Origin of the sequence: Shewanella alkalitolerans, from assembly GCF_019457575.1 — a bacterium.
Lineage (GTDB): Bacteria > Pseudomonadota > Gammaproteobacteria > Enterobacterales > Shewanellaceae > Shewanella > Shewanella loihica.
In genome coordinates, this window is the sequence record NZ_CP080422.1 from 1,799,692 (window position 1) to 1,822,379 (window position 22,688).

Consider the following 22,688-nt stretch of genomic DNA (forward strand, 5'->3'; position numbering starts at 1 on the left):
AGGGCAGATGCCCGCCTGAGTTTCCTGTGCTATAACCTAATAAGCCTTGTTTTTCCGGTCTCCTTTGAGGCCTCCCATCTCATTCTAGTGAAAGGTGAAAACGTGTCTAAACGTCGTGTAGTCGTCACAGGTATTGGTCTTGTTACCCCTGTGGGCAATACCGTAGAGGCGTCCTGGAAAGCCCTGCTTGCAGGACAGAGCGGTATCGCACCAATAACCAAATTTGATGCCAGCGAGTTCTCTACTCGTTTCAGCGGCTCGGTCAAAGATTTTGACGTAGAGCAGTACCTGCCGAAGAAAGAAGCCCGCAAGATGGATCTCTTCATCCAATACGGCATGGCCGCAGGTATTCAGGCGATCGAAGATGCCGGTTTGAATATGGAAGTGGAAGATCCCACCCGTGTCGGTACAGCTATCGGCGCCGGTATGGGCGGTATGCCGCTGATCGAGGCGGCTCACTCAGCCTTGTTGAAGGGCGGTCCTCGCAAGATCTCGCCATTTTTCGTGCCAAGCACCATCATCAACATGATTGCGGGTCACCTGTCGATCAAGTACGGCATGACAGGCCCTAACTTTGCGGTCACAACCGCCTGTACTACCGGCGTACATAACATCGGCTTTGCCGCACGCACCATAGCTTACGGCGATGCCGATGTGATGATTGCCGGTGGCGCAGAAGATGTGACCTGTCCGCTGGCCGTCGGCGGCTTCGGTTCGGCCAAGGCGCTGTCGACCCGTAACGAAGATCCTGTCGCCGCAAGTCGCCCTTGGGACAAAGACAGAGATGGTTTTGTCATCGGTGATGGCGCCGGCATCATGGTGATGGAAGAGTATGAGCACGCTAAGGCGCGCGGTGCGACCATCTATGGTGAGCTAGTTGGCTTTGGTATGAGCGGCGACGCCTTCCATATGACCTCGCCACCGGCCGATGGAGCTGGCGCTGCCCTGGCGATGGAAAACGCCATCAAAGATGCAGCTATCGACAAGCAGCTCGTGGGTTACATTAATGCCCACGGTACCTCAACACCTGCAGGCGACAAGGCCGAGGCCTCTGCGGTGAAGAGTGTGTTTGGCGACCATGCCTACAACCTGCTGGTCAGCTCGACCAAGTCGATGACAGGCCACCTGCTCGGCGCGGCCGGTGCAGTTGAGGCGATCATCACCTTGCTTGCTCTGCGCGATCAGATGATCCCGCCGACCATCAACCTGGATAACCCAGACGAAGGTTGCGATCTCGATTTCGTGCCCCACACGGCACGTAGTCACGCGTTCGATTACGCCCTGTGCAATTCGTTCGGCTTTGGCGGCACTAATGGCTCACTGCTGTTTAAACGTGGCGAGTAAGCCTCCGTTTTTAAGTAAAAAAGCACCTTAATGGTGCTTTTTTTATGTTTGAATTAAGGCGAAATGGCGCCGGGATGAAGCTTAATTCATCTCTCTTGGCAGCGACTATATCTGGGCGGATAATCTGGCTCTGTTAACTTCACTCTGATGGTGTCAAAGTGTTAAATCCTGTCGTTGTTCCGTTAATGCCCTTGGTTGGTCTACTCACCGCTAACCTCAATGAACTCATTCGTGGTGAGCATTCCTTTAGTCTGCCTGTAGGCCTCAAGACTTTCATCCTTGCCTCTGCGGCCTTTGCTACTGTGTGGTTTGCGCTGCTGGTCACCGCCATCTATAGCGGCGGAGAGACCAACCTAGCCGCCGGCGTCGAGGTACTTGTGCTGTTCCTGCTGGGGATCGGCCTGTATCGTTTCGTCAAGGTTTCAAGCATTTTTGGCGAGCAAGCCCTGCTTTGGCTGTTTCGCCTGAGCCTACCGCTGATCCTTGCGGCCTGTCTTGCGGTGATCAATTGGGGATAATTGCGCTAATCGCATGATTCTTAGTTACTATCGCCAAGGTATTTGCAGTACACTTTAGTTTTAATCAATGAGATAAGGTGGCTGTGATGGCGGGACAAGATAGAGAGATCACCCTGCGATTTTTGGCCGAGCCGGCCGATGTAAACTTCGGTGGCAAGGTCCACGGTGGCGCGGTCATGAAATGGATCGATTTAGCCGCCTATGCCTGCGCGGCGGGGTGGAGCGGTAAGTACTGCATCACCGCCTACGCCGGGGGGATACGTTTCGTCAAACCCATTCATGTGGGCAATATCGTCGAGGTGGGAGCCAAGGTGATCTATACAGGTCGCACCTCGATGCACCTGGGGATAGACGTGAAGGCGGGCGACCCCAAACATCCAGAGCGACATCTTACCACCCATTGTATCGTGATCATGGTGGCGGTGGACGATTCTGGTCAACCCTCTCCAGTACCCGAGTGGGTTCCGGTCACCGAGTCGGATAAGGTGATGCGCGACTCTGCCATCCGCCTGATGGAGATGCGTAAGAAGATCGGCGCCGAGATGGAGGCCCACCTCAAGCCTTAGGCTTTGGTCTTTTATTATTGTCTATGACCTTAACTTCAACTCCCGCTTCTTCTGCTAGCACGGGCGAGAATCCCTATTTTCTCGCCCTGGACTATGGCACCCAGAGCGTTAGGGCCTTAGTGTTCGACCGCCAGGGGCAGCTAGTGGCTAAACGGCAGCATGCCGTGCAGCCTTATCGTGACGGCGCACCTGGTGAGAGTGAGCAATCGGCCGACTATTGTTATCGCCAACTGGTGGATGTGATCCGCGGCCTGTTTGAGCACACTCAGGTGTTGCCAAGTCAGATCAAGGGGATGGCGCTGACCACCCAAAGGGCCTGCACTGTGCTGCTCGATGACGCGGGGCAGGCGATATCGCCTGTCTACATGTGGTCCGACAGACGCCTGGCGAGCGATAATCTGCCGCCCATGGCCTGGTACTATCGTCTGGGGTTTTTCTGTATCGGTCTCAGTCGGCGTATCGCCTATCTGCGGCGCGCGGCGAAGGTGAACTATCTTCTAGAGCATCAAAAAGACAGGCTAGCTGCTGCCGATAAGGTGGGGCTGCTTAGCGGCTACCTCATCGGACAGATCACCGGCAGGCTAGTTGATAGTCAGGCCTCACAGGTCGCCTATCTGCCCTTCGATTATCGCCGCAAAGCCTGGGCGCATCCGCGCAGCTGGCGTTGGCAGGCGCTTGCTTGCCGTCCATTGCAGATGGTGCCCTTGACCGCCCCGACAAAGAGCATGGGGCTGGTGAGTGAGCATTTCGCCAAGGATTCTGGTTTAACGCCGGGCCTTGCCGTCTATGGCGCCGGTGCCGACAAGGCCTGCGAAGTCTACGCCGCAGGCTGTGGTGAAGAGGAGATTGCCTGTATCAGCCTTGGCAGCGCGGCCATACTCGCCTGGGGCGGTGAGCGCTACCGCGAGGCCTATCGTTATCTTCCTGCTTTTCCCTCGATCGAAGCAAATGACTATATTACCGAGATCCAGCTAGAGAGAGGTTTCTGGCTGCTGAGCTGGCTCATCGAGCAGTTTGGCGCCCAGGATGTGGCCGAGGCCAGCAGGCTTGGCATCAGTCCTGAGCAGTATATCACCCAGGCTATTGCCAAGGTGCCTGTGGGCGCAGATGGTCTTTTGCTGAGCCCGCTTTGGGCCCAGGGTGTTATCTATCCAGGCCCTGAGGCGAGAGGCAGCATTGTCGGCTTTACCCCAGAGCATGGCAGGCTGCATCTTTACCGCGCCGCCATCGAAGGGATCCTGATGACCCTCAAACAGGGGCTGCTTCGCCTGGAAAGACTCAAGGGCTCGCCCTTCAAGGTGGTTCGCATCACGGGCGGCGGCGCCCAGAGCGACCTGGTGATGCAGATGTGCGCCGATATTTTTAATCGTCCCGTGGAGCGTTTATCGTTGCATGAAGCCTCAGGCCTTGGCGCCGCCATGTGCTGCGCCGTGGGCGCGGGGATCTATCCAGATCTCGCCAGTGCCAGAGGTCAGATGTGCCGCCTTGGCGAAAAATTCGAACCCGAGGCCGCGCATGTGGCACAATATGTCCGCGTATTTACAGCCTTCGAGGCCTTGTACCCCCAAATAAAACCTTTCTTCAAGAAGGTGAACAGGCAGTATTAAACAACAAAGAGATAGGACAGAAGATGGCAAAGGTAGCATTTTTAGGATTAGGCGTGATGGGATACCCTATGGCGGGGCATCTGGTGAAGCATGGTCATGAGGTAACTGTCTACAATCGTACTCAAGCCAAGGCGCAGGCCTGGTGTGATACCTATGGCGGTAACTGGTGTGCCACCCCAAATGAGGCCGCCAAGGGACAAGATTTTGTGTTTGTCTGTGTCGGTAACGATGACGATCTGCGCTCTGTGGTGCTGGGTGATACCGGCGCGCTGGCGGCCATGGCGCCGGGTAGCATACTGGTGGATCATACTACGGCATCGGCAGATGTGGCGCGCGAACTTGGCGCCGCGGCTAAGGCCAAAGGGGTTGGCTTTATCGATGCGCCAGTTTCTGGCGGACAGGCCGGCGCCGAGAACGGCGTGCTGACCGTCATGGTGGGCGGCGAAGCGGCCAACTTCGAGGCTGCCAAGCCGGTGATGCAGGCCTACGCTCGCTGCGCCGAGCTACTGGGTGAAGTGGGTAGCGGTCAGCTGACTAAGATGGTGAACCAGATCTGTATCGCCGGTGTGGTACAGGGGCTGGCCGAAGGCTTGCATTTTGCTCGCAGCGCCGGCCTAGATGGCGAGAAGGTGGTTGAGGTGATCAGCAAAGGCGCCGCACAATCTTGGCAGATGGAGAATCGCTATCAAACCATGTGGCAGGGTCAATATGACTTTGGTTTCGCCGTCGACTGGATGCGCAAAGACTTAGGCATCGCCCTGGGTGAGGCGCGCCGTAACGGCTCACACCTGCCGTTAACCGCACTGGTGGACCAATTCTACAGTGAGGTTCAGGCTCAGGGCGGACAGCGCTGGGATACCTCAAGCCTGTTAGCGCGCCTGGAGAAGAGCCGCGGCTAATGCCAGCATCCAGGTATCTATAACCTGCTTGTTAGATAATAAAAAGGACTGCCAAGCAGTCCTTTTTTGATCCTTAAGGTGTGGAATCAGACCTTAAACCGGATCGACCATGATGTGTTCAAGTTCTACGGCGGCAACCGCGTGCAGGGCATCCATGGTGGCGCCTACCAGGGAGATCTTGCCCTGGCTGGATTCGATCAACACGGCGCGATTGATCTCGCTGAAATCACGGTTATGTCTGGCCATGGCCGACAATGCCATCTGCATCGGCAGCATGGAAGGGTTGAAGGCGGCGTTTTCCGCATAGCGGCCGCAGAAGGTCGCGCCATCTCGGGTCTCTAACACCACGGCGGCATAGCTTTCACTATAGGGCGCGTAGCTCAGGCTCAGATGATCCAGCGCCTCGATGATCATGGGATCGGCGCTTTCCAGGGCAAACTCGTGTTGCTGTTTGGAGAGCAGTGGTGTCTTGATATTCAGATCGGCCGGACCGAAGGCATAGGGCAGATAGTGAGACAAGGGCTGAGTCGCCTGCTCCGGCAGGTGGATGCGGATGGCTTGGCCCTCGACCAACTCGTTCATAAATTGGCGACAGTGACCACAGGGAGAGGCGTTGACTATGATATCTTCGATGCCAGTCTCACCGCTTAACCAGGCGTGGCTGATGGCGCTCTGCTCGGCATGGACGCTATGGAACAGGGCTTCGCCGTCCAGTTCCAGGTTGGCCCCCATGTAGATGTCGCCGCTGGCACCCTTGGCGATGGCGCCCACATAAAACTCGCTAATGGGCGGCTTGGCAAGTGCGGCGGCGATGGGCAGCAGGGCTAACAGCAACTCATCCTGGCTCATCTGAGTGGCCGCGGCTAAGTCAGCTACCTGCTGGGCGTCCATATGCCCCACAAAGTCCTGGTTCAATAAAGGGACTAATTGATCTGCCAAAGGTTGAGGCAGTTGAGCTATGCAGTGAACAAATCTATCTTGCATGAGCTTGATCCTTAATTGTTAAGCTATTGGAAAATCATTTTAGTAACTAAGTTACCATGAAAACGGGATCTGACGCCCATTTTGATCGCCATTTCCCCAAATCACCGCAATTTCGGCTACAGGTTGCTAAGATAATGACACAAAGCCGTCAATAACTTCTGTTTTTCTTCGTCAGCCTCTGTGTCGTTGACCAAGGTTTCCAGCTTGATCATATAGTCAGGATCATTCAGGCGTGACTGACAGAAGCTGCGCCAACGTTGCTGCTCGGTATCATCCAGGGTTTCCGGATAGTTACGGGCGCGGTAGCGAAACAGCATCTCCGGCAGACGCTCGTCGTCAAAGTCGAGCTCCAGCGCGGCTAAGTGTTGCGGCGCCGTATGACGTATGATCTCCATCTTGCTCTTGTCGGCGTGACTGAAGAAGCCACCGCTGTAGAGCTGCAGATCCGGATCGCTTATCTCATTGCCATGCTCGGTATCGAAGACGGCCACCAGTTTCTCTCTGATCTCAGGATGTTGACGCAGGCGCTTGTATTGGGCGCGGGCAAATTCCTTGTCTATCTCTAAACGCTGGGCGTTGCCGTCTGTGAGTGTCTTGGCGGTTGCGATAAAGGGACACTTGTTGATGTGTAGCTGCTTCAGACCGATTGGCAGCTCGTCGCTGGCGAGATCGGCCCTTGGTGTATACATGCGCTCACGGATCTCATCGGCGCTCAGTTCAATCAGCGGCGTGACATCCATGGCCAGATTGACGCAGATGATCGCATTCTTATTGGTGCTATGGTGAGCCACGGGTGCAATCAGCGTGGTACAGCCGTGAAGGGCGCTGATTTTGGAGCTGACATGTACCAGAGGCTGCATGTTCAGCACGTCTATCTGCTTGCTCACTTCATTCTTCTTACGCAGATTGAAGTAGTAGTCGAATAGCTTAGGTTGACGCTCTTTGATCAACTTGGCCATGGCGATGGTAGCGTACACATCTGACATGGCGTCGTGAGCCTTGTCATGGCTTAAGTTGTTGGCTTGAGTGAGGTGCTCAAGCTTAAAACTCGGGCTGCCATCCTCTTTCTCGGGCCAGTTGATGCCTTCGGGCCTTAGCGCATAACAGGCGCGCACCAGATCTATGATGTCCCAGCGGCTGTTGCCGTTCTGCCACTCCCGCGCATAGGGATCAAAAAAGTTACGGTAGAAACCGTAGCGGGTCACCTCATCGTCGAATCGCAGCGAGTTATAGCCGGCCACACAGGTGTTGGGCTGGGAAAACTCGCTATTGATCCTGGCCATAAACTCCGCTTCCGGCATCCCCTTGAGATTGGCGAGCTGGGGCGTGATCCCGGTGATAAGGATCGCCTCAGGCGAGGGCAGGTAGTCGCTGGCCAGCTTACAGTAGAAGGTTATCGGCTCAGAGATGATGTTGAGATCCATATCGGTTCGAATACCGGCAAACTGAGACGGCCTGTCTTTGGCCGGGTTTGCGCCGAAGGTCTCGTAGTCGTGCCAGAAGATGCTGGGATGGTTATTTGCAGGCATAGCGTAAGGTAGCGTGTGAATAGTGGCACTTATCATAGCACCCTAGTTTGCGCCTGCACTAATTTAACGGTTTATTTTCCCTATTTGATTGAAATCGCGTCATTTTGAAGTTGGCAGCGGCTCAGTTGGCCAGTTACAATGGTCGGCTAACGAGGAATAACCCGATGTTTGAACCCTTACTGACTCAGCCACAATTTATCGAACTGACCCAGAGGCGTCAGTTGCATCTGCGTTTGCGTGAGTCGGTGAGCGATTTTAGCCTGCTGCAGACCATGGGGGGACACCTGCTCGAATGTGTGGTGACTCAGGCGTGTAGCGACAAGGGCTTGATCTTAAGATCCCATCCTTACCTCATCTGCGAGCTAGTGTCCGGGGAGGCGCCTGCGCTTGATGCAGCAATGCCTCAAGAGGAGAGCTTACACCGCTCCCACGGCCAGGGCTGGCGCCTGTTTAGTGCACTTGGGATCTCGCCCGTGATGTGCGCCGAAAGGCTACGTAAAGGTCTGGTGATAGCGGTTGAGACCCAGGGCGATAGCGTGTGCTTTAGGCCGCAGTTTGATCAGAAATGGTTGCTGGTGACCCTGGAGCGCGACCTGAGACTCTTCGGCGGTCCCCTGGAGCTGCGAAGAGCCAAGGCGGTACTTGCCCGGGCGGAAGATCTCAGCCAGAACGCCGAGGCGCTGCTGCTGGAGATAGGTGAGATAGAGCTGGTTCGTCAGGAACTGGCCCATTTTGCCAACCACGGCGATGTGAAGCAGCACGGGGTGATCTTAAGCGAGGTGACCAAGGTGGATGAACAGTTGCTACGCAAGAAGCAGTTGTTGTCCCATCATTATTACCAGAAGGTGCAGCGTCCTAACTGGCAACATGCCGCCAATCAGCATGAGGATCTCGAGGCGCTGCAGCGCAAGCTGGAGTCCTATCAGCTGCTGGCACCACCCGAACTTAACCTCATGGTTGAGCAGATGTTTTTAGACGACTAGTCGGTTTATGACCCGACTAGTCTTGGAATATTATAATGAATTACCTTTGTCCTATCTGTCAGCGCACGCTGTCACTCATAGATCGCACCTGGTGCTGTGAGGCAAATCATAGGTTCGACTGTGCCAAAGAGGGTTACGTCAACCTGCTGCCGGTGCAGAAGAAGCGCTCTAAAGATCCCGGCGACAACAAAGAGATGATGTTCGCCCGCCGGGAATTTCTCAACAAGGGCTACTATGAGGCGATGAGCGATAGGGTAAATGCCCTAGCGCAGGAATATGCCGGTGAGGCTCGTCATGGGCTGGACATAGGTTGCGGCGAGGGTTACTACAGCAACAGACTGCTGCTGGCTATGGGCAGCGCCGAGGCGTTTAGTCTCAGTGGCTTGGATATCTCTAAGTCGGCCCTTAAATATGCGGCCAAGCGTTATCCGGATATTCAGTTTTGTGTGGCCAGCAGTTTCGAGATGCCCTTTGCCGATCAGAGTTTTGACTTCATGTTGCGCATCTACGCGCCGTCACAAGATGACGAGCTTAGACGCGTCGCTAAGCCGGGCGCCATACTGATCACAGTCTCGGCGGCCCCGCAGCATCACTTTGCCCTTAAGCAGGTGATCTATGATCAGCCAAGGCCAAATCCCGAGGTGGACAGCCAAATAGCGGGGTTCGAGCGTCTGCATAGTGAGCGACTGACGCAATCTATGACCATCAGCGACAGTGCGGATATCGGCCATTTTCTAGCGATGACCCCATACAATTGGAAATTTACCGATGCGCAGCGCGCCTTGCTGACATCCAAGCCTTTGACCTGTGAGCTGGATTTTAAGCTTGAGGTCTTTCGGGCCTGCTAGCTGGTTAATCCTTGTTTAATTTGTGTTTTTTATCCGCTTAAAAAAACTTAGTGTTTTTACACGAAGTTTTAGAAGGTTTTTTTGTAACAACTGACAGATATGTAAGTAAAAAATAGGATTTGCGCCTTTTAATGTTTGTTGACATACGGTCAGAATGATTTATAGTGAACTCAGCTTGAAGGTTGGGCTTAACTTTATGTGTTCAATACGACCAGTTCGTCCTGTTAACATAAGTAATACCGGCATTTTCCAGCTCTACTGCCGTTTAAGGCTTTATTTTATTTAGTTACAGGATTTATATCATGTCTCAAGTTACTGGCGTTGTTAAGTGGTTCAACTCTGACAAAGGTTTTGGTTTTATCGAGCAAGAGTCTGGCCCAGACGTTTTCGTACACTTCCGTGCGATCAACTCTGACGGTTTCAAAACTCTAGACGAAGGTCAGAAAGTGCAGTTCACTGTGACTCAAGGTCAAAAAGGTCCACAAGCTGAGAACGTAACTGTTATCTAAGCTGACCTTTGGGTAACCCAAGGTTACCTAAAAACAGAATTCCAAGAGCTGTGATGAGTATCACAGCTCTTTTTTTGTCTGCAATTTCCTGCAAAGCCCATTCTTGAAGCCTAATCCACGGCTTATCTTTCATGCTTGATTTTCGCTTCCGCGAATTTACGATGCGAGTCGAGATTCGTTGCCAGTTTTCGTTGCCAGCCTCAAGTTTCAGTCTCAGGTTTCAGCCTCTGGTGCCAGCTTCCAGTTTCGGCCCCCGGCTCCAGCATTGGGAGGCTAGGGTAAAAGAGTGAGTGAGAGATGAAGAGAATAAAGAGTTAGAGAGTTTAGAGTTAGAGAGTTAAAGAGTTGAGGCGGTCACTCTATGCGCAGTAGTTAGTTGTGAGAGGGCACGGCATAGGCGCCGTGCCCTAAGTATTACGTAATTAAGTCTGTGAGAACAGCTTGTCTTCCAGGGTGCGGCCTCGTTGAATGGCCCGGTAGCGCCAGTCTTGGCGATTGAAGAGGGCGAACAGCTCGGTTTCCAACGCGAAGCCTGCCGTGACCTGGTAGTGGATCACAAACTCCTTGCTCTGACTGGATTTCACCGATATGACCTGAGGCAGCGACTCTAGCGCCGCCATCAGCGCCTCGTCATCACAGCTCTGCATAGTCAGGGTCAGATATTCGTCGGCCAGCTCGTCCTGAATCGAGATAGATTGATTCAGCACGCCTTTATCCAGATAGAGCACCTTGTCACACAGCTTCTCCAGCTCCGCCAGGTTGTGTGAACTGATGACGAAGGTGGTCTTGCCTACTTGAGCGCGTACCAACTCTCGTATCGCCTTGGCGTTGGCGGGATCTAGCCCAGCGGTCGGCTCATCGAGCAGTACCAACTCGGGAGAGCCTATGAGTGCCTGGGCAATCGATACCCGTTTGCTCATGCCATGGCTAAGAGAGGAGGGCTTTTGCGGAGCAACCTCTGCCAGATCAACCAAGGCCAACACTCGCTGGCACTCCTGGCGCGCCGATGCGGCGTCAAAGCCTTGTAACTGGGCAAACAGCTCCAGCTGCGCCGCTATGGTGAGGTTAGGGTCGAGCCTCGCATCCTGGGGCAGGGCGGCAACCTTACCCAGGAGCGCCGTGCTCCCGGGGGCGTGACCTAAGATTTCGACTGCCCCTTCTGTTGGGCGAATATAGCCACACAGCAACGAAAACAGGGTGGTTTTGCCCGCACCGTTGGGGCCGACCAGGGCGATTGGCTGGCCAGCGCTGAGTTCCAGATTGATGTCGTTGAGTGCGCGTTTACTGCCGAACTGCTTGCTCAGCGCGTTACAGGTGATTAGCTTCATAGTGCGATCCTCGCCATATAACTTCTTCCTAATAGCAGGAGTACACCGGCCTGAAGCAGGGGAATGGCTGCTATGGCAAGGCTGCTCAGGCCCTTGGTATTGATCATCATATCGAGCTGGGCACCGGGCACCAGCCATTGCAGTATGTTACTGAGTCCAGGCAGATAATAGGAGATGATGCCGTTGGCTATGGTGCTACCCGCCAAGAACAGCACTGCATATATGCTCGCCTGTCTCGCCGAGTTGGCGTGCAGTGACAAGATTGCCATCATGGCGGTAAAGGGGGCTAGGACGATCATGATATTGATAAACACCAATACCCCCGATCCCATGGCGGCCCATACCAAAGCCGTGTCGCGATAGGCCACCAGTAATAGTGTCGCCACCAGAGTGAGTATCAGCAGTATCGCCTGGATCAGCAGATAGCCAGTGACCCGACCGAAGAACAGGGTGTCGCGGCTGACTCTCAGGGTGAGGAAGCGAAAGCTGCCTCTGGCCTTGTCAGAGGCAAACTGATCGGCGCCCACAAACAGGCTGAAGATGGGGAAGAGGTAGAGCGCGGCGACCCATAAAATGGCCATCTCGGCCACGTCCCACGAGAGTAGTTCTCCCACATTGGCGGCGCCAAATACGCCCTCGAGTAGTTTCTTAAAGTCAGGCGAAAACAAGTAGATAGAAGCCTGTCTTATGGGGTACCAGAGGATGAGGCACCAGGTTAGCGCAAAGGTGGCCAGGCCTATCATGCCTCTTGTGCTAAAGAGGATTTTTTTCAGTTCGAACCTGGCCAACACCAAGGCTGCGTTCCATGAACTGCGCGGAGTAAGATTATCCAAAGATGATTCCTTTATCATGTTAATGAAGGCTCAGCCTAACATTCATCTGTTTGTCTAAATGTTTCAGATTGTTGTTAAATTTTGCCTAAGAGCTCGGCAACTTGCTGTTTCAGTTCGGCCACTTGCTGCTCGAGCAGCGCGACGCGCTCCACAAGCTCATCATTTGCCTGGTTACTCGCTTGTGCTGGCTGCGTTGCCAGTTGAGTATCGAGCTGCGCCTCAGCTTCGCTGATGAGTTCGACAAAACGCGATTCGCGCTTACCCGGCTCTCGAGGCTGCTGACGAACCAACGCCGGCTCCATTTGCGCTAGGCTGTTGAGGGCTTGCTCGACCTGGGCGACATCGTTAAAGCCATATAGGCGATTACTGCGGGTTCTTAGCTCTCCAGCGGTCTGTGGTCCTCTCAACAGCAAGAGACAGATGATGGCGACTTTGTCTTCGCTCAGCTGGAGATCGCTAAATTCTGTGTTGCAGAATCTGTGCTTGTACTTGACGACGCGCGAGCCGAAACCACTCTGTTCGGCCACCAGGCGTTTCTTCGCCAGAGAGTCCAGCGCGGCCTGGGTGTCAGCTTCCGACAGGTTCATCACAGGTTCACGGCTCGATTTCTGATTGCAGGCCAAAGTGAGGCCGTTGAGGGAGAGGGGATATTGCTCTGGCGTTGTCTTCTCTTTTTCCAGTAGACAACCTATCACACGCGCTTCATGGGAGGTGAGTTTCATGATTTTGGTACCCAGATAAAAAAAGCATAGCCCTGTTATAACAGAGCCATGCTTTTATGCAAAGACAATCAGAGGCTTGGCGCTTTCGCTGCCTAACTTCTATTCAGTCAGACGGATACCGTCAGCCTCGATGGCGATCTTCTGCTGCTTGTAGAGGCCGCCGATGCTTTTTTTGAAGGCCTTCTTACTCATGGCAAGCTCGGCGTAGATCACCTCGGCATCTGTCTTGTCGGTGAGGGGCAGGAAGCCGCCAGCCTGGTTGAGTTTCATCAGGATGGCGGTGGCGTGCTTGTCCAGCTCCTCTTTGGCGCCGCGCTGCAAGATCAGGTCTATCTTGTCATCACTCCTGACGCGCTTGATGAAGCCTTTGATGCGCTGGCCAAACTTGAGGGGCTGATACACCTCATTCTTATACAGTACACCCCAGTGGCCATTGTCGACGATGGCCTTGTAGCCAAGGTCTGTGGTGCCGGCGATGATCAGGCTCACCTCTTGGCCGTTGCGATAGGGTGGTGGCGTGCGGTCGAGGAACTTGTCTATCTTCGATGAGGCCACGATACGATCGTCGGCGCTGTTAACATAGACATAGACCAGATAGGAGCGTCCCACCTCGATCTCCCTGTGCTGCTCACCGAAGGGCAACATGAGATCTTTATCCAGGCCCCAATCCAAGAAGGCGCCGTAAGGACCGGTCGCGACTGCCTTAAGGTAGGCAAATTGGCCCACCTGCGCCTTGGGACGCTTGGTGGTGGCGATCACCATATCTTCTGAGTCCAGATAGAGGAAAACCTCGACGCTATCGCCTACTTCGCAGCCTTGAGGGGCAACTTTATTTGGCAGTAATACCTGGCCGAATTCATGGGCATTTAAGTACACCCCAAAATCGACGCGTTTGACGATCTCTAAGGTGCAGCGCTTTCCTATCTCTATCATGTGGTTCTCTATGGATTATGGCTTAGATGTTAAATGTGGCGATTATAGTGGAAATCTTGCCAAGATGCTTTAGCCTAAGCAGTTTATTCTGAAGTGAATGACATTAATTTCGGCTCAGGGGCGAGTGAGTCAGATAGACTCCAACGGCTGGCAACGTGGGAACCCGGTAAACGATAGGGCCGACTGTCTGCTTAATGCCTGGCTGTTGAGCGAATTTACTGTAAAAAACGCTGAACACCCGTAAGGGATAAAAGGCAGTCTGGGCGCGTGCTTGAGTGCAAAAAACCTTGTAATAAATTAATGTGATAATGATACTTGCATTTAGTTAAATTCAGGGGTTTAATTGCGCGCCTTTTTTTACTTTAGACAAGTATAAATTGAGTTAACTAATATGGCGGGGACTCGAAGGATAACTTCGATATCTGACACCCAAAAACGGTGTTGATGTTGCGGCTTATTTACCTGATAGGTGCGATAGTAAGTAACATTAATGTGTTGGCAGACAAAGCAGCTGCCGAATATGAATGTAAATAGACAGGTTGAGAGAATATGAGTAATTGGTCTATTAAAGATGCTTATGTTGGTTATAACGTTAATTACTGGAGCTCTGGGCTCTACGGCATAAGCGAGGCCGGTGAGGTGACGGTGTCCCCCGATCCTAATCATCCTGAGCACACTATAGGGTTAAATGAACTCGCTAAGGATATGGTGAAATCCGGCGTGGCCTTGCCTGTGTTGGTGCGCTTCCCGCAGATCTTGCATCACAGAGTCAACAGCCTGTGTAATGCCTTCAATCAGGCGATCACCCGTTATGACTATCAGTCAGACTATCTGCTTGTCTACCCTATCAAGGTGAATCAACAGCAAACTGTGGTCGAAGAGATCTTGGCGAGTCAGGTGTCTAAAGAGGTGCCACAGCTGGGTCTTGAGGCCGGCAGTAAGCCTGAGCTGATGGCGGTACTCGCCATGGCGCAGAAGGCCAGCTCGGTGATCATCTGTAACGGCTACAAAGATGTGGAATATATCCGCCTGGCGCTGATCGGCGAGAAGCTCGGCCATCAGGTCTATATCGTGCTCGAGAAGCTGTCTGAGCTGAAAGTCGTCCTCGAAGAAGCCAAGAAACTGGGCGTGACTCCACGCTTGGGTCTGCGCGTGCGTCTAGCCTTCCAGGGTAAGGGCAAGTGGCAAGCCAGCGGCGGCGAGAAGTCTAAGTTTGGTCTGTCTGCGGCGCAGGTGCTGAACGTGATCAATTCACTGAAAGACGAAGACATGCTCGACAGCCTGCAGCTGCTGCACTTCCACCTGGGATCGCAAATCGCCAACATCCGCGATATCCGTAGCGGCGTGAGCGAGGCGGGCCGTTTCTACTGTGAACTGCAGAAGATGGGCGCCAACGTTAAATGTTTCGACGTGGGTGGTGGCCTGGCAGTGGACTATGACGGTACCCGTAGCCAGAGCAGCAACTCAATGAACTATGGCCTGACCGAATACGCCAACAACATCGTCAGCGTGCTGAACGACATGTGCCGCGAGCACGATCAGCCTATGCCGCGTTTGATCTCTGAGTCTGGTCGTTACCTAACGGCTCACCACGCAGTGTTGATCACCGACGTGATTGGCACTGAGGCCTATAAGCCTGAAGATCTGCAAGCGCCGGATGAAGAAGCTCCTCAGCAGCTCAAAAACATGTGGGATTCATGGGGTGAGGTGAGTGGCCGCGCCGATCAACGCGCCCTTATCGAGATCTACCATGATGTGCAGAGCGATCTGGCCGAGGTGCACTCGCTGTTTGCCCTGGGACAGATGAGCCTGTCTGACAGAGCCTGGGCAGAGCAGATGAACCTGCGTGTCTGTTACGAGCTGAAGGGTGTGATGAGCGGTAAGTATCGTTTCCACCGCCCGGTGATCGATGAGCTTAACGAGAAGCTGGCGGACAAGTTCTTCGTGAACTTCTCGCTGTTCCAATCGCTGCCAGATGCCTGGGGTATCGATCAGGTGTTCCCTGTGATGCCGCTAAGTGGTCTGGATAAGAAACCTGAGCGCCGCGCCGTGATGCTGGACATTACCTGTGACTCTGACGGCACTGTGGATCAGTACGTAGATGGTCAGGGTATCGAAACCACACTGCCGGTACCTGCGTGGAGCGCTGAGAGCCCATATCTTATCGGTTTCTTCCTGGTGGGTGCCTACCAGGAGATCCTTGGGGATATGCATAACCTGTTCGGCGACACTAACTCTGCCGTGGTGCGTCTGGACGACGATGGCCTGGTGAATATCGAGTCGGTTCTGGCTGGTGATACGGTAGCGGACGTGCTGCGTTACGTTAACCTGGACGCCGTCTCTTTCATGCGTACCTATGAGGAGCTGGTGAACCTGCACATTCAGGAAGATGAGCGCGCCAATATTCTCGAAGAGTTGCAGATTGGACTGAAGGGCTACACCTATCTGGAAGATTTCTCCTGATTGGCAGGCTAGCCTGTTTCGCCTGGGATCTCGGCTAAGGCTGCCGGGATCCTGTTCTACCAATCACGGCAAGTAAGTGATCAGAAATAGCACAGGAAAAACGGCCGAGAATAAGGCGGAATTTTTCGATAAGTAGTTATTCTACAATCAAAAATAGTAACGCCGTTATCGGCGGTTTTAACAAGCTAGCATGACCAGTTATTTACTATGACCAGTTATTTACTAGGATTGGTATTAGACGATGAGGAGCGGGTCGATGTATTTTGAAGGGGCGGAGAAGCGCTTATCGCTGACGCTGGCGGCGGATTGTCCGTCGCTAAGGGCGTTGGGCGATGAGTACTGGCGCCGCGCCCTGGCCAAGAGCGATACAGAGATCCTTTCTAAGCTGAGCAGTGAGCAGTGCGATGCTTATCTGCTCAGCGAATCCAGCCTATTTGTCTGGCACGATAGCCTGGTGCTGATCACCTGTGGCAACACTCGGCTTATCGAGACCGTACTTTCCTTGGTGGAATCACTGGGTCGCGATCAGATTGACAGCCTGAGCTATCAGCGTAAGAGCGAGATCTTACCCGCCTTACAGACCAGTCGCTTCGAAGAAGATATCGCCCGGCTTGGCGCCACGCTAAGCGGCGCCGCCTACCGCATAGGCCATTTAGATGGTCATCACCATCACATTTTCTTCTCTGGCAGTAAGGTAGGGCTTAAACCCGCCCAGACGGTGCAGATGTACCATATTCGCGGTGAGCTGGCCGATTATCTGCTCAGCGATGGGCAAACGATAGCGGGGATAGCCAGCCGGCTTAATCTATCTCAGCTACTGAGCGGTTTTGATATCGATGCGCACCTGTTCTCGCCACTGGGTTATTCCCTCAATGCCCTTCGGGGAGAAGATTATTTTACCTTGCACATCACCCCGCAAGAGACGAGCTCCTATGTGAGTCTGGAAACTAATTTGTCGCTCGGCGCAGGGCTTAACGGTATAGTAGGTAAGTTGTTAAACCGCTTAAATCCGGTAAGCTGGGACCTGGCAGGATATGAAGCCGAGGCGCCAGCATACTGCGCCGAGCAGTATAGCCTAGAGGCCCGGGGCGAACTTGCCTTGGCAGAAGGCCAAGGCCTGTATATAAAACACTATAAACAGCGCGATTGTGAGCAATTGCTGCCCGTTGCGTTGTGATCTTTACTTCTATGATTTGGAGCAAATATGACCACTATTGCAGATAAGCCTGATTACTCGCTTTACTCAAATGCATTTGGTTATTTAAGACAGCCACTGGATTTTAAACCGCTCGAGAGCGATGCCGATGTGGTGGTAATTGGTTTGCCGTTTGATATGGCCACTACGGGCCGTTCTGGCGGCCGTATGGGCCCTGGCGCTATCCGTCAGGCGTCGGTCAATCTGGCCTGGGAAGAGTGCCGCTGGCCATGGGATTTTAAGTTGTCCGATCACCTAAAAATGGTCGATGCGGGCGATCTGGTGTTCGATTGCGGCGATGCAGCCGATTTCACCCAGCGTGTCGAAGACTTCGCGACGGCCGTGCTCGACTCTGGCAAGGCGCTAATGAGCTTTGGCGGCGACCACTTCGTGACCCTGCCGCTGCTACGTGCTCACTACAAGAAGCATGGCAAGATGGCGCTGCTGCATTTCGATGCGCACACAGACACCTATAGCCAGGGCAGCAAGTATGACCACGGCACTATGTTCTTCCACGCGCCAAATGAGGGGATCATCGATGCTTCTCACTCAGTGCAGGTGGGGATCCGTACCGAATATGACAAGCCAAGCCATCTGTTCAAGGTGATCGATGCGGCCGCCGCTAACGAGATGACTGCCGATGAGATCGTGGCTCAGATTAAAGATCGTGTCGGTGATATGCCATTGTATGTCACCTTCGACATCGACTGTCTGGACCCAGCCTTCGCACCTGGCACGGGCACACCTGTATGTGGCGGCCTGACTAGCGACAAGGCGATGAAGATCATTCGCGGCCTGCGTGGCATGAATGTTGTCGGTATGGATGTGGTCGAAGTGGCGCCAGCCTACGACAGCGCCGAGATCACCGCACTGGCCGGGGCTACCTTAGGCCTTGAGATGCTACACGTTTGGGCCTGCGCCCATAAGAAGTAAGCAATACGGGACAGGGTAAGGAAGCAGATGTCGAACTTAAGTGATATTAGACGAGAATACACCCTGGGCGGGCTGCACCGAGAGGAGCTGCCCGACAACCCCATGGTGCTGTTTGAGAAGTGGATAGAGCAGATTAGGGATTCGGAGATCCTGCCAGATCCCACGGCCATGTCGGTGGCAACCGTCGATGCCGAGGGGCAGCCGTTTCAGCGTATCGTGCTCTTAAAACGTTTCGATGACGACGGCTTTGTGTTTTTCACTAACTTGGCTAGTCGCAAGGCGGAGCAGATAGCCCACAACCACAAGGTAAGTCTGCTGTTTCCCTGGCACGCCCTGGAGCGTCAGGTGGCGGTGACGGGTGTGGCGGAGCAGCTTTCGACCACTGAGGTGCTTAAGTACTTCGTGACGCGGCCCAAAGAGAGTCAGATCGCCGCCTGGGTGTCGAAGCAATCGAGCAAGATCTCCGCGCGTCAGGCGCTGGAGAGCAAGTTTGCCGAGATGAAGGCCAAGTTCAGCCAGGGTGAGGTGCCGCTGCCTAAGTTTTGGGGTGGTTACCGGGTGCGTCCTAGTAGCATAGAGTTCTGGCAGGGCGGTGAATATCGCCTGCACGACCGCTTCCTCTACAGCCGTAAAGATTCAAGTCTTAAAGAAGGCGGCTGGGATATCGACCGTCTGGCACCTTAAGCGTTCCGATAATAGCGATAAAAAAACCACCGCAATGCGGTGGTTTTTTTGTCTTCGGCGGCCGTTACCATTTCTTCTTTGGCTGGAACAACACGTCGATATCATCCTCGTCGCTCTTCTGCTGCGGCGCGTTAGGCTGCGCCATCTTTTGGGCGCCCATAATCTCATCGAGTAGCAACTTGGCTTCATCTACCTTCTTGGCGATAAAGGGATCGTTAGGGGTTAGACCCTTGATAGTGTGCAGGGTTGCCAATGCCTTAGTGACCATCTGTTTGGCGGAGCCGTATTGCTTCATGAAGCAGGCACTGCGAGCGCGCGACAGCATAGAGTCCACATTGATTCTGAGTTGTAGGCTGTCCACGCGAGCCTCTTCTTGAGCAAAGATATTGGGGTCGACCTTGCCTTTGTTGTGCTCGGCGCGCAGGATAGCCTTGAGTTTTTTCAGTACCTTTACCAGATCCAGGATCTGCTTGTCGGTATCGGGCAGGCGAAAGCTTTCGATGGCGGGTGTCTGTTTCTGAGCGTTTTGTAGGTTTTCAACCTGGCCGGTCAGGTCGGTGAGACGACGCTGATAATCCGCCGTCTGTGGTCCACCAAGGCTGACAGATTGGCTTAAGGCTTCTTGCACTCTTCTGTAGAGGATCAATACCAGATTGGTCGAGCAGGGAAACATTCCGGTGCAGGAGAGCACGTTCTCGGTTTCGTCGATGATGGCTCTTTGTCTGGCTAATTCTGTTCTTCGCTCGGCCTCGGCACGTTCTTTTTGTTGTTGGATGACATTGATGCCAATAACCAATAGCAGCAATGCACCGATGAGGATCAGAACCAAAGTAAATATCATAGATCTACCAATTTTTATGCAATTCCATTAATGCTACTATAAATCAACACGCTAGCATAGTTATCTTAGACTAGCTTTCTCTTTATGTCGTGTGATTCATCTCACCTCTATGCTATATTCCCCTTTGATTTAATTTTCCGCCTGTACTATAACTAATTCTTATACTAACTCTTATGTTAGGGTACCGATTTCAGGCCGTGGCTCCCTTTGAGACACTGACCTTTGCAAAGGAAAGACGATGAAGCTGCAACAACTCAGATACATTGCCGAAGTGGTGAATCACAACCTTAATGTGTCGGCGACCGCTGAGAACCTTTACACCTCTCAGCCTGGGATCAGTAAACAGGTGCGTATGCTCGAAGATGAGCTGGGCATTCAGATCTTTGGCCGTAGCGGTAAGCATCTGACTCATGTGACGCCAGCCGGTCAGCAGGTGATCAATATCGCCAACGACATTTTGGGCAAGGTCGAGAGCATCAAGAAGGTTGCCGAGGAGTATACCAAGCCGGATCAGGGTGAGCTGAATATTGCCACCACAGATACCCAGGCGCGATATGCCTTGCCGGGGATCATCCGTGCCTTTATCGACCGCTACCCTAAGGTGAATCTACACATGCACCAGGGCACGCCTTCGCAGATCAGCGAGTTGGCGGCGAGGGGCGATGCGGACTTTGCCATCGCCACCGAGGGGATGCACCTCTATACGGACCTCATCATGCTGCCTTGTTACCACTGGAATCGCTCCATAGTGGTGACAAAAGATCATCCGTTGGCTTCGCGCACTCAGATCAGTATCGAAGACTTAGGCCGCTTCCCGCTGGTGACCTATGTGTTTGGTTTCGATAGGGAGTCAGAAATTGAGAAGGCCTTTAACCGCGCCGGTATCGACCCGAGAGTGGTGTTTACCGCGACTAGTGCCGATGTGCTCAAGACTTATGTCAGATTGGGTCTCGGGGTTGGGGTGATCGCCTCCATGGCGGTGGACCCTGTGATAGATAAAGACTTAGTGGCCATAGATGCCAGCCATCTGTTTGCCCACAGCACCACTAAGATAGGTTTTAGAAAAGGCAATTTTCTGCGCAATTATATGTATGAGTTTATTGAGCATTTTGCGCCGCACCTGACCAAAGATATCGTAGAGAAGGCGGTAGCACTGAGGGATCCTCAGCTGATTGAAAACCTGTTTGCGGATGTGGAGTTGCCGATCCGTTAAGGCGAGCGTTTGAGCTTAGCTAAGATAAGCTGATGTGTAGCCATAAAAAACTCGCCCTGGGGCGAGTTTTTTATGCTTTATTCATAGCCGATTAACATTCGACTATGTTAACCGCCAGGCCGCCCTTGGCGGTTTCCTTGTACTTGCTGCGCATATCCTTGCCGGTATCCATCATGGTCTTGATCACCTTATCCAGAGAGACCTTATGGTTACCGTCGCCGCGCATCGCCAGACGTGAGGCGTTGATCGCCTTGACCGCGCCCATGGCGTTACGCTCGATGCAAGGCACCTGCACCAGGCCACCGACTGGGTCGCAGGTCAGTCCCAGGTTGTGCTCCATGCCGATCTCGGCGGCGTTCTCCACATGTTCAACCGTGCCGCCCATGATCTCGGTGAGCGCGGCGGCAGCCATAGAGCAGGCCACGCCGACTTCACCCTGACAGCCCACCTCGGCGCCTGAGATTGAGGCATTCTTCTTGTAGAGAATGCCGATGGCAGCTGCGGTCAGCAGGTACTGACAGCAGATATCCAGATCCACCTCTTGAACGAAGGTGTCGTAGTAGCAGAGTACGGCAGGAATGATGCCGGCGGCGCCGTTAGTCGGCGCTGTCACCACGCGATCGCCCGCGGCATTTTGCTCGTTCACGGCGAGGGCAAACAGATCGACCCAGTCCATGGCGGTGAGTGGATCGACCACTGTCTTGCTCTCAGCCTTGAGGCGACGATAAAGCGCCGGGGCGCGGCGTCTGAGCTTCAGGCCGCCTGGGAGTATGCCTTCCTTCTGATAGCCACGCTCGACGCAGCTCTTCATGGTCTGCCATATGGTCCACAGACGCTCCTTTACCTCTTTCTCGCTGGCGATAGAGAGTTCGTTCTCCATCATTAGCGCAGAGATGCTCAGGCCGTTCTCGACACACATATCCAGCAGTTCGGCGGCGCTGTTAAAGTCATAGGGCGCGGCTTCGATAGGGGAGGCTGGCGAGGCATCCTGGGCCAGGATCTCATCTTCATCTAAGATGAAGCCGCCACCGACAGAGTAATAGGTACGCTGATAGATGCAGTTACCCTTGGCATAGGCGTAGAGGGTCATGGCATTGGCGTGGGCCGGCAGACTCTTGCGCCTGTGGTAGGTGATGCCATCTTCACGGCTGAAGCGAACCACCTTGTTATTTGGCATGGTTAAGCTTTGTGTGTCATGAACCTGTGCCAGGGTGGCATCGATCTTGTCGGTATCAACGGTTTCAGGGGCTTCGCCCATCAGGCCTAAGATCACTGCCTTACCCGTGCCGTGGCCCTTACCGGTTTGGCCGAGTGAGCCAAACAGCTCAGATCTCAGCTCATCTGTTTCTGCTAGATGACCATGTTTTTCTAAATCTTGAATGAAGATATTACCCGCTTTCATCGGGCCGACGGTATGGGAGCTTGAGGGCCCGATACCAATTTTAAACATGTCAAAAACGCTAATCATTATAAAACCCTGTTGTAATCATTATTTTCGTTATTCAATCTCAGTGATTTTAGGCCAATTTAATTATTCATGCCTGAAGGGGCGTTAATGTCGCCCCGTTGTGCTAACCTTGCGAGCACATTAAGATTGTCAATTATTAAGTATCCCATACTTTAGTCGCAGCTTTCGCATTAGTTTTTTTCAAGAGTGAGTTTCGCATTAGGCATACTATTGCTAATCGCAGAGGGCTGAGGAAAGCTGCCCAAAGGTTTGTGGTTTTATCAATTGTATACAAAAGCTTAGACAACA

Annotated in this window: 22 protein-coding genes; 13 read left to right on the top strand and 9 right to left on the bottom strand. The window is 53.4% G+C overall.

Annotated elements, in window-relative coordinates; translation table 11 throughout:
* Nucleotides 1–102 precede the first annotated feature (102 nt).
* The 5 genes from fabF to K0J45_RS08170 all read left to right on the top strand — a co-directional run bounded on the left by fabF (nt 103) and on the right by K0J45_RS08170 (nt 4,934).
* Nucleotides 103–1,344 carry a beta-ketoacyl-ACP synthase II gene (fabF, locus tag K0J45_RS08150; RefSeq protein ID WP_220044917.1) on the top strand — a complete coding sequence of 414 codons (1,242 nt, stop codon included), beginning with the start codon at nt 103–105 and terminating at the stop codon, nt 1,342–1,344.
* 158 nt (nt 1,345–1,502) lie between these two features.
* Nucleotides 1,503–1,862, top strand: coding sequence for a hypothetical protein (locus K0J45_RS08155; protein WP_220044918.1), 360 nt, complete (start codon nt 1,503–1,505; stop codon nt 1,860–1,862).
* 86 nt (nt 1,863–1,948) lie between these two features.
* Nucleotides 1,949–2,428: an acyl-CoA thioesterase gene (locus K0J45_RS08160; RefSeq protein WP_144198743.1), complete on the top strand. Its 480-nt coding sequence runs from the start codon at nt 1,949–1,951 to the stop codon at nt 2,426–2,428.
* Between the two features lie 23 nt (nt 2,429–2,451).
* The gene (locus K0J45_RS08165; protein WP_220044919.1) at nt 2,452–4,035 is read left to right on the top strand and encodes an FGGY-family carbohydrate kinase; all 1,584 of its coding nucleotides are present in this window, start codon (nt 2,452–2,454) and stop codon (nt 4,033–4,035) included.
* 23 nt (nt 4,036–4,058) lie between these two features.
* Nucleotides 4,059–4,934: an NAD(P)-dependent oxidoreductase gene (locus K0J45_RS08170; RefSeq protein ID WP_220044920.1), complete on the top strand. Its 876-nt coding sequence runs from the start codon at nt 4,059–4,061 to the stop codon at nt 4,932–4,934.
* A 93-nt stretch (nt 4,935–5,027) separates the two neighbouring features.
* On the opposite strand, the gene cdd is transcribed toward K0J45_RS08170, so the two are convergent.
* Together cdd and sbcB are read right to left on the bottom strand one after the other, a co-directional pair.
* Complete coding sequence (gene cdd / locus K0J45_RS08175; RefSeq protein WP_220044921.1) at nt 5,028–5,918, bottom strand: cytidine deaminase; 891 nt, start codon at nt 5,916–5,918, stop codon at nt 5,028–5,030.
* Between the two features lie 116 nt (nt 5,919–6,034).
* Nucleotides 6,035–7,447, bottom strand: coding sequence for an exodeoxyribonuclease I (sbcB, locus tag K0J45_RS08180; RefSeq protein WP_220044922.1), 1,413 nt, complete (start codon nt 7,445–7,447; stop codon nt 6,035–6,037).
* Nucleotides 7,448–7,611: 164 nt separating this feature from the next.
* On the opposite strand from sbcB, the gene K0J45_RS08185 reads away from it, so the two are divergent.
* The 3 genes from K0J45_RS08185 to K0J45_RS08195 all read left to right on the top strand — a co-directional run bounded on the left by K0J45_RS08185 (nt 7,612) and on the right by K0J45_RS08195 (nt 9,787).
* Nucleotides 7,612–8,430: a hypothetical protein gene (locus K0J45_RS08185; protein ID WP_220044923.1), complete on the top strand. Its 819-nt coding sequence runs from the start codon at nt 7,612–7,614 to the stop codon at nt 8,428–8,430.
* 35 nt (nt 8,431–8,465) lie between these two features.
* Nucleotides 8,466–9,278: a 23S rRNA (guanine(745)-N(1))-methyltransferase gene (gene rlmA / locus K0J45_RS08190; RefSeq protein ID WP_220044924.1), complete on the top strand. Its 813-nt coding sequence runs from the start codon at nt 8,466–8,468 to the stop codon at nt 9,276–9,278.
* A 302-nt stretch (nt 9,279–9,580) separates the two neighbouring features.
* The gene (locus K0J45_RS08195; protein WP_011865413.1) at nt 9,581–9,787 is read left to right on the top strand and encodes a cold-shock protein; all 207 of its coding nucleotides are present in this window, start codon (nt 9,581–9,583) and stop codon (nt 9,785–9,787) included.
* Here K0J45_RS08195 and K0J45_RS08200 read toward each other — a convergent pair.
* The 5 genes from K0J45_RS08200 to K0J45_RS08220 all read right to left on the bottom strand — a co-directional run bounded on the left by K0J45_RS08200 (nt 9,780) and on the right by K0J45_RS08220 (nt 13,603).
* Nucleotides 9,780–9,920, bottom strand: a complete 141-nt coding sequence (locus K0J45_RS08200) for a hypothetical protein (RefSeq protein ID WP_220044925.1) — start codon at nt 9,918–9,920, stop codon at nt 9,780–9,782. The two genes, K0J45_RS08195 and K0J45_RS08200, sit on opposite strands and share 8 nt — an antisense overlap.
* Nucleotides 9,921–10,209: 289 nt before the next feature.
* Nucleotides 10,210–11,115, bottom strand: coding sequence for an ABC transporter ATP-binding protein (locus K0J45_RS08205; protein WP_220044926.1), 906 nt, complete (start codon nt 11,113–11,115; stop codon nt 10,210–10,212).
* Nucleotides 11,112–11,948, bottom strand: a complete 837-nt coding sequence (locus K0J45_RS08210) for an ABC transporter permease subunit (RefSeq protein WP_434086957.1) — start codon at nt 11,946–11,948, stop codon at nt 11,112–11,114. Before K0J45_RS08210 ends, K0J45_RS08205 begins: the two co-directional genes overlap by 4 nt.
* Before the next feature lie 74 nt (nt 11,949–12,022).
* Entirely contained in the window at nt 12,023–12,670 is a 648-nt protein-coding gene (locus K0J45_RS08215) for a YceH family protein (protein ID WP_220044928.1), read from the bottom strand.
* A gap of 99 nt (nt 12,671–12,769) precedes the next feature.
* Nucleotides 12,770–13,603 carry a CvfB family protein gene (locus K0J45_RS08220; RefSeq protein WP_220044929.1) on the bottom strand — a complete coding sequence of 278 codons (834 nt, stop codon included), beginning with the start codon at nt 13,601–13,603 and terminating at the stop codon, nt 12,770–12,772.
* 549 nt (nt 13,604–14,152) lie between these two features.
* Between K0J45_RS08220 and speA the strand changes: the two genes are divergently transcribed.
* From speA to pdxH, 4 genes are all read left to right on the top strand, one after another.
* Nucleotides 14,153–16,066, top strand: a complete 1,914-nt coding sequence (gene speA, locus K0J45_RS08225) for a biosynthetic arginine decarboxylase (protein WP_011865418.1) — start codon at nt 14,153–14,155, stop codon at nt 16,064–16,066.
* A gap of 256 nt (nt 16,067–16,322) precedes the next feature.
* Nucleotides 16,323–17,243 carry an adenosylmethionine decarboxylase gene (locus K0J45_RS08230; protein WP_220044930.1) on the top strand — a complete coding sequence of 307 codons (921 nt, stop codon included), beginning with the start codon at nt 16,323–16,325 and terminating at the stop codon, nt 17,241–17,243.
* A 27-nt stretch (nt 17,244–17,270) separates the two neighbouring features.
* On the top strand, nt 17,271–18,194 hold the full coding sequence (gene speB / locus K0J45_RS08235) for an agmatinase (protein ID WP_011865420.1): 924 nt from the start codon (nt 17,271–17,273) through the stop codon (nt 18,192–18,194).
* A gap of 27 nt (nt 18,195–18,221) precedes the next feature.
* Nucleotides 18,222–18,878, top strand: a complete 657-nt coding sequence (pdxH, locus tag K0J45_RS08240; protein WP_220044931.1) for a pyridoxamine 5'-phosphate oxidase — start codon at nt 18,222–18,224, stop codon at nt 18,876–18,878.
* Between the two features lie 64 nt (nt 18,879–18,942).
* Here pdxH and K0J45_RS08245 read toward each other — a convergent pair whose 3' ends face one another.
* Entirely contained in the window at nt 18,943–19,719 is a 777-nt protein-coding gene (locus K0J45_RS08245) for a hypothetical protein (protein WP_011865422.1), read from the bottom strand.
* 238 nt (nt 19,720–19,957) lie between these two features.
* Here K0J45_RS08245 and cysB point away from each other — a divergent pair, with 238 nt between their 5' ends.
* Entirely contained in the window at nt 19,958–20,932 is a 975-nt protein-coding gene (gene cysB / locus K0J45_RS08250) for an HTH-type transcriptional regulator CysB (protein ID WP_011865423.1), read from the top strand.
* Between the two features lie 91 nt (nt 20,933–21,023).
* Here the strand turns inward: cysB and K0J45_RS08255 are convergent, their stop codons facing one another.
* Nucleotides 21,024–22,400: an L-serine ammonia-lyase gene (locus K0J45_RS08255; protein WP_011865424.1), complete on the bottom strand. Its 1,377-nt coding sequence runs from the start codon at nt 22,398–22,400 to the stop codon at nt 21,024–21,026.
* Between the last annotated feature and the right edge of the window lie 288 nt (nt 22,401–22,688).